The sequence below is a fragment of the Acidobacteriota bacterium genome (genome assembly GCA_026707545.1).
Taxonomy (GTDB): domain Bacteria; phylum Acidobacteriota; class Thermoanaerobaculia; order Multivoradales; family Multivoraceae; genus Multivorans.
The window spans coordinates 526,283-537,602 of record JAPOWR010000001.1; the positions used below are offsets into that span (position 1 = coordinate 526,283).

The 11,320-nt window shown below is 69.9% G+C and carries 7 protein-coding genes; 4 read left to right on the top strand and 3 right to left on the bottom strand.

Annotated elements, in window-relative coordinates; translation table 11 throughout:
• Positions 1-18: 18 nt before the first annotated feature.
• Together OXG83_02095 and OXG83_02100 are read right to left on the bottom strand one after the other, a co-directional pair.
• Positions 19-2,163: a c-type cytochrome gene (locus OXG83_02095; GenBank protein MCY3963804.1), complete on the bottom strand. Its 2,145-nt coding sequence runs from the start codon at positions 2,161-2,163 to the stop codon at positions 19-21.
• A gap of 48 nt (positions 2,164-2,211) precedes the next feature.
• The gene (locus OXG83_02100; GenBank protein ID MCY3963805.1) at positions 2,212-4,581 is read right to left on the bottom strand and encodes a cytochrome C oxidase Cbb3; all 2,370 of its coding nucleotides are present in this window, start codon (positions 4,579-4,581) and stop codon (positions 2,212-2,214) included.
• A gap of 72 nt (positions 4,582-4,653) precedes the next feature.
• Here OXG83_02100 and OXG83_02105 point away from each other — a divergent pair, with 72 nt between their 5' ends.
• Entirely contained in the window at positions 4,654-5,193 is a 540-nt protein-coding gene (locus OXG83_02105; GenBank protein MCY3963806.1) for a hypothetical protein, read from the top strand.
• A gap of 165 nt (positions 5,194-5,358) precedes the next feature.
• Here the strand turns inward: OXG83_02105 and OXG83_02110 are convergent, their stop codons facing one another.
• Positions 5,359-8,796 carry a carbamoyl-phosphate synthase large subunit gene (locus OXG83_02110; protein MCY3963807.1) on the bottom strand — a complete coding sequence of 1,146 codons (3,438 nt, stop codon included), beginning with the start codon at positions 8,794-8,796 and terminating at the stop codon, positions 5,359-5,361.
• 36 nt (positions 8,797-8,832) lie between these two features.
• Here OXG83_02110 and OXG83_02115 point away from each other — a divergent pair, with 36 nt between their 5' ends.
• From OXG83_02115 to OXG83_02125, 3 genes are all read left to right on the top strand, one after another.
• Positions 8,833-9,927, top strand: a complete 1,095-nt coding sequence (locus OXG83_02115; GenBank protein MCY3963808.1) for a haloalkane dehalogenase — start codon at positions 8,833-8,835, stop codon at positions 9,925-9,927.
• A 63-nt stretch (positions 9,928-9,990) separates the two neighbouring features.
• Positions 9,991-10,656 (top strand): hypothetical protein, encoded by a 666-nt coding sequence (locus tag OXG83_02120; GenBank protein ID MCY3963809.1) that lies wholly within the window; start codon positions 9,991-9,993, stop codon positions 10,654-10,656.
• A gap of 49 nt (positions 10,657-10,705) precedes the next feature.
• Positions 10,706-11,311 carry an SIS domain-containing protein gene (locus OXG83_02125; GenBank protein MCY3963810.1) on the top strand — a complete coding sequence of 202 codons (606 nt, stop codon included), beginning with the start codon at positions 10,706-10,708 and terminating at the stop codon, positions 11,309-11,311.
• Positions 11,312-11,320 lie beyond the last annotated feature (9 nt).

Consider the following 11,320-nt stretch of genomic DNA (forward strand, 5'->3'; position numbering starts at 1 on the left):
GAGAGGCCGGCATCCGCTTCAGTCGAGCGTGCCCAGGTACTGCCAGATCGCTTCGAACTGACGCCCGGCCTCACCGTCGAACACGTCGTAGAGCGCCGTGTAGCCGTCCTCGTCCACGAACTGGGGCATCTTGCTACCCGGCATGATCCGCTGAGGATCGCGCAGGAAGCGGTCGAAGTAGGCGCGCCTCAGGCGAGGGCGGACGAGCGCGAAGTTGATCGTCTCCTCGGAGCCTTCGCCGCCGAGGGCCGGTTCTGCGCCCAGGCCGTGGCAGGAGTGGCAGCCCAGTCGGTCGCCGCGGATCAGGTCCCGACCGATGGCGGCCAGCTCCGCGTCGACCGGAGGGTTGGGAACCGGCGAGGCCGAGAGGCCGTGCTGGTGATGGAGTCCCGCGGCGAGAGTGTCCGCACCGGAGGGGAAGCCGGGCATCCGGACGCGCAGGTGCGGCCGCGGGCGGTCGCCGAGGCGGCCGGCCAGAAACGGAGCGAGCCAATCGCTGCGCAGCTTCTCGCCGGTCCAGGTCAGGTCGGGCGGCAGGAAGTCCGGGCCGGTTTCGTCCTCGGTTGAGACGGCGAAGTCGTCCGCGGCGGAATCTTCGGAGGCGGCGCTCGCCGTCGCCGAGAGAGAGGGTGACCAGGCGGCCGGCATGCCGTCGCGGGCGTGGCAGGCAAGACAGCCTCCGGATTGGATCCGGCGTTCCGCGTACTCCGCAGGCACGGCGCGGGCGAGGGAAGAGGCGTCTTCGCCGAGAAACCGTTCGATCTCCGCGGCCCGTGCGGGATCGAGTTCGTAGCGCGGGTGGCCGGAGTCCGTGTCGCCGCCGGCCCAGGTCGAGGTGCGGCCTGCCAACTCGCCGATCGGAGACGCGGAGGGCGGCGGTTCTCCATCGGAGAGCGAGTGGCAACTGCGACATCGGAGTTCGTCTGCCAGGCGCCGTCCGCGCTCGGGGTCGCCGGCTCGGCTGAAGGTTGCGGTCGTCGGAGAGGCCGCGATCTGCGCCGCGCCGCCTTCGGCGGCCGGAGCGAGCAGGTACGCGGCGAGCGAAGCGGCCTCGGCCGCTTCGAGTTCGAGCCTCGGCATTCGGCTCCAGGGATCGAACGCCGTCGGGTCGCGGAGATAGCGGATCAGGGCCGACGGTTCCCACTTGTCCCGAAGTCGAAGCGCCCGGTCATCCGTTTCTTCGTTGTCGGCAGGGTCTGGCGCGACCAGCCGGTGAGCGGCGTCGACCGGCGGCGGGGAAGTCGCGTCGCCGTGGCAGGCCGCACAGCCGATCTCGTCGTACAGGCGGCGGCCGTCCGCCAGCTCGCCGGCCGTCGGTGACGTGGCCGGAGGAGAAGCCTGGCCGTCGCCGTCGCGGTGGTCGGCGACCAGGTACGCGGCGAGATCGGCGGCCTGGCGCCGCGCCTCGGTCGGATCAGTCGACAGGAGCCGGGGCATGCGGGCGTACCGGCGAACGGACCGCGGATCGAGTAGCCACTGTTCGATCCAGCCTGGACGCAGGCGTGAGCCGACGCCGTCGAGATCGGGCGCGGCCGCGGCGAGTTCGGGCATCACGTGCGACGGTTCGCCCGGGGCTGCCGCCACGGGATGGCAACGCACGCACATCGCGTCGGCGACGAGGCGGCGAGCGGCCCGGCGCTCCAGAGCCCGGTCCAGTTCCGGGGAAGCGGTCCGGCGCAGGGCCGCTGGCGGCACCGGCTCCTCTGGCACGTAGTCGTTGCTCCAACTGAGCCGAACCGAGGCGTCACCGCCGCGGGGGCTCCGGTAGACGAGTTCGATCGGGTTGTAGCCCTTTCGCAGGCGCACCTCGCCGGCGGTGGAAGCCGGCTCGCCGCCCGCGCGTAGAGTCTCCCGCTCGAGCACGACCTCGCCGCCGATGCGCAGGCGGATGCCGCCGTTGCCGCGGATGGTGAAGTGAAAGGAGTCGTTCAGGTCGATCTCGACCGCGCCCCGGAAGGTCGCTTCGAACGGGCCGGGGTCCAGGAAGGGGCTCACGGGCTCGTTTCGGGGGACATGGAGGGCGGCCAGACGCGCGACGCGCGTGTCGACTGTTCCGGTCTCGAGCGAACGAAGGGAAAGTTCCAGACCCCGGTGCTCGAAGACGTCGTCCGGCGAACCAGGCTGGGCCGCGGCCGCGGCCGCCCAGACCGTCGCGACGAGCACTGCCGCGGCGCATGATGACTGCCCGCGGATGCCCAAGCCGACCCCTGCTCAGTCGGAGCCCGCGAGGATCTCGGCGCCGGCGCGGGTCCTCAGTTCGTGGATCGTGCCGTGGACGAATTCGCGGATCCGGTCTCCATCGGCGCTTCGGAGGTTCATCTCCAGGTGGTACTGCTGCACCGGAAGAATGTCCGGAATCTCGACGAAGACCGAGCGGCCGTCTTCGGAGACAGTCGCGGACGGGATCGCGAGGACGTCTTCACCGACTCCCTCACCCAGCACGCGGTAGTCCTCCGAGCCGTAGCTGGCTTGACGAACGTACTGCCAGATCCGCATCGAGTAGTTGCCCGGGTCGGCGGCAGCATCCCGGTCGAGCGCGGTGGTGAAACGGACGACGATGCCGTCGCGGGCGGTTTCGTAGGCCATGGGGATGCGCAGGGGTTCGTCCGTGCGCCGCACGCGGTAGAAGCCGCCCGGCTGGGTGCGGTCGCCCGCCCATGCGAAGAGGCCGCAGACGTAGAGATGGTCGTCGGCGGGGTTGAAGCGGCCACGGATCAGGCCGGTCGGCGCGGCCGTGACCGGCAATTCGGTGACGGCCGCCTGGCGTGGCGGCCCGTCGCCCGCGGCCAACGCGTGGTCGAAGAGCACGGAGAACATCTTGCCGTTGCCGTAGGAGAGGTAGATCAGGGAGTCGTCGAGTTCGCCCCAGCGCTGGCTCCGCACCCATACGGGTGCCGACGGGGAGCGGTCGACATCGTGGTGAATCCAGGTCACCGGCTGGACGAAGTCGTCGGGGTCGCGGTCGGGCTCGCGCCAGGCCCGCATGTAGCCATGGAACGTCCCCGGTTCGACCCAGTTGACCCGGTTCTCGGGGATCCAGTGGCCCTCCTGGTCGGTCACGATCACGCTGCCGTCCGGGTTGACCACGAGGCCGTTGGGCGCCCGAAAGCCGTTGGCGATGATCTCCGTCCCGGAGCCGTCGGCGGCGACCCTGAGGATCGTGCCGTGCTGCGGCACACGGGCGTCGAAGTCGTGTCCGGCGCCCTTGGCGTAGTAGAAGTTGCCGTCCTTGTCGGCCTCCAGGCCGACGGCGAACTCGTGGAAGTGGGCCGAGGCCTGGGCGTCGTGATTGAACGCCTCGTACCGGTCCGCCCCGCCGTCGCCGTTCAGGTCGTGAAGGCGGGTGATCTGGTCGCGCGACGTGACGAAGATCTCGCCGCCGCGCGTGTTCACGCCGAGCGGCTCGTACATCCCGGTGGCGAAGCGCTTCCAGGTGACGGCTCCGATGTCTTCGCCGCCCAGCCCGTCGACCAGCCAGACATCGCCCATCCAGGTCGCGACGACCGCCCGCATGCCGCCGTCGAGGAAGTCGAATCCGCCCAGGCGCATCCAGGAGCGGTAGGGATTCTCGAGGGGCGTCGTGATCGCCTCGAGTTCGAAGGGACCACCTCGGCGGCCCAGGACGCGGCTCTCGGTCGTGATCGTCTCGGTCCATTGCGCTGGCCCGCCTTGGGTCAGCGGTTCGAGATCGGCGGGCGGCTCGACGCCGGCCGCCCTGGCCAGGAATCCGGCGTTCGACCGGCCGCGCCGCCCGATCACGACCTTGAACCGGACCGGTTCGTCGCCGGCGTGAACTCTCAGGCGCAGGTCGTCGCCGACGTCGTCGACCCATTGGACGGCGTCCGGCGCGCCGACGAGGGCCGCAACGATGGGTCCGCTGTGCTCGCCTCGGTCTGCCGCGTTCGGGCGGGGTTCGCGGAAGCCGGCGGCCTCGCCGTCGCTCCAGGCCCGGCCGCCCTGCTGATGCGCCACTTGGACGACCAGGTCCGCGTCCCGGGGCCCCATGTTCAGTGTCCGACTGAACAGCCCGCCGCCTTCCGAGGCGCCGAGTTCCAGGACCTCCGTGTCGCCGACCCGGTAGTGCAATACCACCTTGGAGCCATGGACGTAGTGGCCTAGCCAGCGGGCGATGTCGGGATCCTGCGGCCCGAAACGGCGGCCTCCGCGGCCGGTGATGCGGGTGTCGCGGAAGTCATCGCCCGCCCGGGACCAGCCCGGTGCGTCCGGGTTCGTGAACAGCAGGTCGCCGACGATCGCCGGCTCCACCACGTGCCTGCCGTTGTAGTTGATGGAGTTCCAGTCCATGAAGCCGGCTCCGGTCCAGCCCGCCGCCCAGCGCAGGGTGTCCGTGTCGAAGAGCAGGAACTCGTTGCCCTTGGCAATGCCACCCGGACCCTCGTCGACCCTGATGGCGATGCCCTTGTTCGCGTTGTTGCCGGGTTCGACGATGTACGAGTGGACCTTGAACGGCCCGTAATCCATGTCGGACCAGGGGTTGCCGGTCAGCTCCTGAGCGCCGACAGCGCCGGCGAACAGAACGGTGGCTGCGACCGTCAGGCCGGCGGCGGTCAGTTGTCGCATCGGGCCGGAGGATTGTAACCGCGCTCCTAACGGTTGACGCGGGACCTGGTGACAGCTACCTTCACGCGCACCATGAAGAAGGCAACACTCTGGATTGTCGCCGTCGTCGCCGGCCTCGTGCTGCTCGGCGTTGGCTACGGCATCGGCTGGCTTACCGGCGTGACCGGTGTGGGGCGTACTGTTCCGCTGGAGGATCTCTCGGAGCGGGAGCGGGCGTTCGCTGAGCGGATGCAGGACGTCGACCTGGTGGGACACTTCACGATCCAGAACATCTCCGGGCTCGAAGAGGTCGATGGCGTCAGCCGCGACAAGAACCCGGAGCGTTACGAGATCGCGAGCGTCTCGAAGCTCGAGGGGGAGGGCGACCGCTGGCGCTTCGACGTCCGGGTCGTCTACATGACGGTCGACGTCACGTTGCCGGTCGTGGTGCCGATCGTGTGGGCCGGCGATACGCCGATGGTCAGCATCACCGACTTCGAGATCCCGGGCCTTGGCGACCAGTTCGGGGCGCGGGTTCTGTTCTACGACGAGCGGTACGCCGGAACCTGGGACCACGGTCCGTACGGCGGCCTGATGTACGGCGTGATCGAACCGGCGGGGGCCGGCGAGTAGGACTGCGTTTCGGGCTCGCCGCTTCGCTGCGAGTCTTCCGCGGGTCAGAACCCGGCTGGCGCGTCCCCGCGCCAGCCGCGTCACAGTCCGAGCGCCCGTCTTCGGGCGGTCGGATGTCAGACCCGCGGCCACAGCCGGCCGGAAGGCCGGCGCACCCAGTGTTCCCTACCAGGTGTCGATGTGACGGCGCTTCTTGCCGTCGCGGACCGGGGGCGGCGGCACGGAGTCGAGGGTGCGGGCGATCCAGCGCCGTGAGTCGGCGGGGTCGATCACGTCGTCGACCGCGAACGAGGCGCCGGCGGTGAGGGCGCTGCCGCGCTCGTAGGCCGCGGCGACCAGCTCCTCGTAGCGGGCGCGGCGCTCTTCGGGGTCCTCGATCGCCGCCAGCTCGTTGCGGAAGCCGAGTTTGACCTGGCCTTCCAGGCCCATGCCGCCAAACTCGGCCGTCGGCCAGGCGACGGTGAAGAACGGCTCTTTCAGGTCGCCGCCGGCCATGGCCTGGGCGCCGAGCCCGTAGGCCTTGCGCAGAACGATCGTCAGCGACGGCACCGTGATGTTGGCGCCGACGACGAACAACCGGCAGCAGTGGCGGACCAGGGCGGTGCGCTCGATCTCCGGGCCGACCATCATGCCGGGGGTGTCGCAGAGCACGAGCACCGGGATGTCGAAGGCGTCGCAGAGCTGCAGGAAGCGCGCGCCCTTGTCGGAGCCGTCGCTGTCGATGGCTCCCGACAGGAACTCGGGGTTGTTCGCGAGCACGCCGACCGGCCGCCCCTCGATGCGGATCAGGGAGGTCACCATGCCGAGGCCGAACGAGGGTCGGAGTTCCAGCACGCTGCCGGTGTCGGCGAGCGTCTCGATGACTTCCCGGACGTTGTAGACGCGGAGACGGTTCTCGGGGATGATCCGGCGCAGGAGTCGCTGATCGGGTGCCTCCCAGTCCCCGGTGCGGCCCTGGAAGTAGGACAGGTACTGCTTCGTTGCGGCGACCGCCTCGGCCTCGTCCTCGACGGCGATGTCGACGACGCCGTTCGGGACCTGGACGTCCATCGGGCCGACCTCCTCGGGCCGGAACACGCCCAGGCCGCCGCCTTCGATCAGGGCCGGACCGCCCATGCCGATGCTCGAGTCGGCGGTGGCGATGATCACGTCGCAGCAGCCGAGCAACGCCGCGTTGCCGGCGAAACAGAAGCGGGACGTGACGCCGACGATCGGGACCAGGCCGGAGAGGCGGGCGAACGAGGTGAAGGTCGGCGTGTCCAGGGGCCGATAGGTGTCGGCGCTGCGGCCCTGGCCGGCCTTGGAGGTCGAGGCGCCGCCCTTGCGCTTGCCCCCGGTGCCGGCGCGGCCGCCTCCGCCCTCCGCGAACAGGACAACGGGGCGCTTCCAGCGATGAGCCAGTTCGACCATGCGGTCCGTCTTCGGATGGTTGAGAGCGCCCTGGGTGCCGGCGAGCACGGTGTAGTCGTAGGCCATGACGACGCAGCGCGAACGCTCGTCCGGGAACAGGTGGCCGTTGATCGAGCCGACGCCGGTGACCATGCCGTCGGTCGGGAACTTGCGGATGACCTCTTCCTTCGGGAGGCCGGTGCCGGGGGTGAGGACGAGTTGGCCGTGTTCCACGAAGCTGCCGTCGTCGCACAGGTCGTCGATGTTCTCGCGCGCGGTGCGCTGGTTCGTGTTGCGGCGCTTCTTCACCGCGTCGGGCCGTGCGTCATCCAGGGTCACCCGGTGGCGCTCGAGGACCTCTCCGAGGTCGGGCCGGATCGCGTCGAGGTCGACCTGGGTTTCCTGTTCCACGCTCGCGACCCCGACATCCCCTTCCTCGACCAGGGCGAGGACATGGCCCTCCCACACCGCGTCGCCGACCGCCGCGCGCAGTTCCCGCAGCACGCCGCCAACTTCGGACCGGATCTCGTGCTCCATCTTCATCGCTTCCATGATGAAGAGGATCTGCCCGGGCGCGATGGCCTCGCCGGGTCCGGCCTCGTGGCTGAGGACGGTGCCCTGCATCGGGGCGCGGACCGCGGTGAGACCTTCTGGCACCGGCGTCTGGTCGACCGGAGCCGGTTCAGCGGCCTGCACGCTCACCGAGGGGGCACCGGACTTGCCATGATCCAGCACCGCCAGCGGGTCGACGGCGTCCACCTTGACGCCGGCAAGGCCCTGTCCGGTGTCGAGAGGCTTGCCGGCCTGGCAGGGGCGGTCGTCGAACCCCTTGGCGGCTTCGACCAGTTCGGACAGCCGCTCGTCGACGAAGCGGGTGTGGACGTTCCAGGCCACGACCTCGGGGTGGCCGAGAAGGGCGCGCAGGAAGGAAGCGTTCGTGTCGATGCCGTCGGTCCTGAAGTCGGCGAGCGCCCGCGCCGTCCGCGTAAGGGCTGCGGCATGGCCCGGTGACGGCGTCCGTCCCACGACCTTGGCGAGCAGCGAGTCGAAGCGGGGATTCGTCTGGTAGCCCGTGTAACCGAAGGTGTCCGTGCGCAAGCCGGGACCCGAGGCCGGCTCGAAAGCGGCCAGGACCCCGCCGCCGGGAAGCACCCGGCCGTCAGCCGCCATCGTCTCCATGTTGACGCGGGCCTGGACCGCGCAGCCGCGCGGCGTCACCTCCCCGCCGAAGCCCGACTCGGCCAACAGCCGTCCGCGGGCTAGTTCGAGCTGGAGCTGGACGAGGTCGACACCGAAGACCTCCTCGGTCACCGTGTGCTCGACCTGGAGGCGGGCGTTCGCCTCGATGAAGTAGAAGCGCGGCTCAGCGCCGGCCTCGACCAGAAACTCCACCGTGCCCAGGCTCCGGTAGCCGGCCGCCGAGGCGAGGGTGATCGCTGCCTCCCGCAGCGCCACCCGCAGGTCTTCCGGCAAAGCCGGAGCGGGCGCGATCTCGATCAGCTTCTGGTGACGTCGCTGGAGACTGCAGTCGCGGTCGCCGAAGTGGCGGACGGCGCCGCTGTCGTCGGCGGCGATCTGCACCTCCACATGGCGAACCGCGGAGAGCAGTTGTTCAACGAAGACGCCGTCGGTGTCGAAGGCGGCCCCGGCCTCGGACGTTGCGCGCCGGTAAGCGTCCTCGATCTCGTCCGCAGCGGCGACCACGCGCATGCCGCGGCCACCGCCGCCCCCGATCGCCTTGATGAGCATCGAGGCGCCAGTGGGCAGCTCGTCGAAGAACGTGTGGGCCTGTTCGATCGTCACCGGCTCGGAGATCCCGGGAACGACCGGCACGCCGTGCTTCTCAGCGAGGGCCCGGGCCCGCGCCTTGTCGCCGAACAACTCCAGCGCTTCCGGCGCCGGTCCGACGAACGTGATCCCGTTGTCCTGGCACGCGCGGGCGAAGCCGGCGTTCTCACTCAGGAAGCCGTAGCCGGGATGGACCGCATCGCATCCATGTTCGGCCGCGGCCCGCAGCAGTTGCTCGCCGTCGAGGTAGGCCGCCGGGCCGGAGCCGCCGAGCGCCGCCGCCTCGTCCGCTCTGCGTACGTGAAGCGACTGGTCGTCGTCCTCCGAGAACACGGCGACCGTGGGAATGTCGAGTTCCGCCGCGGCGCGAGCGATTCGGACCGCGATCTCGCCGCGGTTGGCGATCAGGAGCTTCATGGGACGCATGCCCTCGGTTCGGAAGGGCCGCTATCCTACGCGCCCATGAAGATCCTCCGCACGCCCGACGAGCGTTTCGCCAACCTGCCGGACTTCGACTACGAGCCGCACTACACCGTGGTGCCCAGCGGCGACGACGACGGCGATGGTCTTCGGATCCACCACGTGGAGGCCGGCCCAAGCGACGGTCCGCTGGTGCTCCTGATGCACGGGCAGCCGACCTGGAGCTTTCTCTACCGGCGCATGATCCCGGTGCTGGTCGAGCGCGGAATGCGGGTGATCGCGCCGGATCTCGTCGGCTACGGCCGGTCCGACAAACCGGCCGAGCGCGACGACTACACGTACCAGCGGCAGGTCGACTGGTTGAGCGCCTGGCTGCGAGCCAACGGCGTCGTTCAGGCGACGCTGGTCGGCCAGGACTGGGGAGGCCTCATCGGTCTGCGGATGGCGGCTGCCGACCCGGCGCGCTTCGACCGCATCGTCGCCGCGAACACCGGTCTGCCCCTGCCGATGAACGTGCCGCAAGAAACCGTGGAGAAGATCGCGAGATTCCGCGCCGAGGCGCCGACGCCGACCATCATGGAAATGCAGCAGCAGATCTCGCAGATGGGCGCCGAGACATCCGACCGCCCGAAGACGGGCGTTCGGACTGTGACGCGGCTGGCGCGGGGACGCGCCAGCCGGGTTCCGGCGATGAAGTTCGCGTACTGGCAGAAGTGGACCTGGGAGACCGAGGACATTCCGGTCGGGATGCTCCTCGCGGGCAGCGTCGACGGGGTGACCCTCACGCCCGAAGAGATCGCGGCCTACGACGCGCCCTTTCCCGATCCCTCCTACAAGGCGGGGATTCGCGCCATGCCCAGCCGGGTCCCGATGCTGCCGACCGACCCCTCGGTGCCGGCCCAGATCGAGGCTTGGAAGGTGTTCGCGGAGTGGACCAGGCCGTTCCTCTGCGCCTTCGCCGACAACGATCCGGTGACGGGCGCGGCCCGGCGGCCGTTCGAGGAGCGTGTTCCTGGCGCGAAGGGGCAGTCGCATCGAACGATTGAGGGTGGCGGGCACTTCCTCCAGGAAGGCCGGGGCGTGGAACTGGCCACGATCGTCGCCGACTTCATCGACTCGACGCCGGCCGAGGGGTAGCTGGGAGTGGCCATCAAGCGACGCACGGCGGTGCAAGGTGCGCAAGCAGGTGCCGCCCGGGTAGTGGCCAGGTTCCGCGTGGCGATCAAGCGACGCACGCTGGTACTGGGTGCACTGGTTCTCGTGGTACTGACGGCGTCGACGGCCGCGGGGGCTGGCGCCTACCTCCGGTTTGCGCCACGGCCGCCGGACACGACGGAAGCGAGACTGCTTGCCGGTGGCGGCGGCGAGGTCGACCACTGCGACCTGCCGGTCCTCGACGGCTCGGGCCTGACCGCGGACGAGATACCGGTCGCCTACACGCCCGGTTGTGAGGGCTACACGGAATGGCCGGTCCCGGTGCTGGCCGCCTGCACCGAGCCGCTTCCGGACGGCGCGCCCGACCTGCGCGGCCTGTGGCTGGACCCCAACAGCGGGCACCTTGAACGCGTCGAACAGTGCGGTGATCGCGTCGTCGTGACCGCCGCGGGTCTGCTTCACGACATGCGCGCCGACGGCACGCTGCGGAATGGCGCCAACGACGTAAACCCGAGTTGCTTGCGGATCCGCAACCGCACGCGCTATCGGGACGGCGTCCTCGAAATGGACGGCTACGGCATCTCCTGGATCCGGGTGGAACGGTGGATGGAGGGCGACGAACTGCGCTGGACCCATCCCCAGGCCGGCAGCCACCGGATGCGCCGCATCTGCCAGGTGCCGGCGGACCGCGTGATGCGGGAGCCGTACTGAAGGATCCGCCGGGGAGAAGGAACACGTATCGCCGGGGTACGATGCCGACATGCTCGGCACGACCCTCGATGCCTCGGCCTACATCGACCGGCTGAGAGCCGAGTTGGCGAGGATCGACGCGGCGGCGGTGGAACGCTGGGCCGCCGTTGTCTTCGATGTCTGGAACCGTGGCAGCACTCTCTACCTGATCGGGAACGGCGGTTCGGCGGCGGCGGCGAGCCACCTGAGTGTCGACCTGGGGAAGGGTACGGTCGGGGCGGACCGCCTGCGCGACGAGTCGCGCCGGCGCCTGCGGGTAGTCAGCCTGACCGACAACGTGCCGTGGATCACGGCGGTGGCGAACGACCTGGACTACGAGCAGGTCTTCGTCCAGCAGTTGATGAGCGCTGCCGTCCCGGGCGACGCCTTGATGGCGTTCAGCGGCTCGGGAAACAGCCCGAACGTGCTGGCCGCCGTGGACTGGGCGAACCGCCATGATGTCCGCACGTTCGGGCTCACGGGGTTCGACGGGGGCCGGCTGAAGCAACTCCAGCAGGACGGCGTTCACGTCGACCTGGACGACATGGGCATGGTCGAGAGCGTCCATGTGTGCCTGTTCCACTGGGTCGTCGACGACGTCTACGCCCGCACCCAGAGGACCGGGCGGCACGCCTGAGGACGGAGC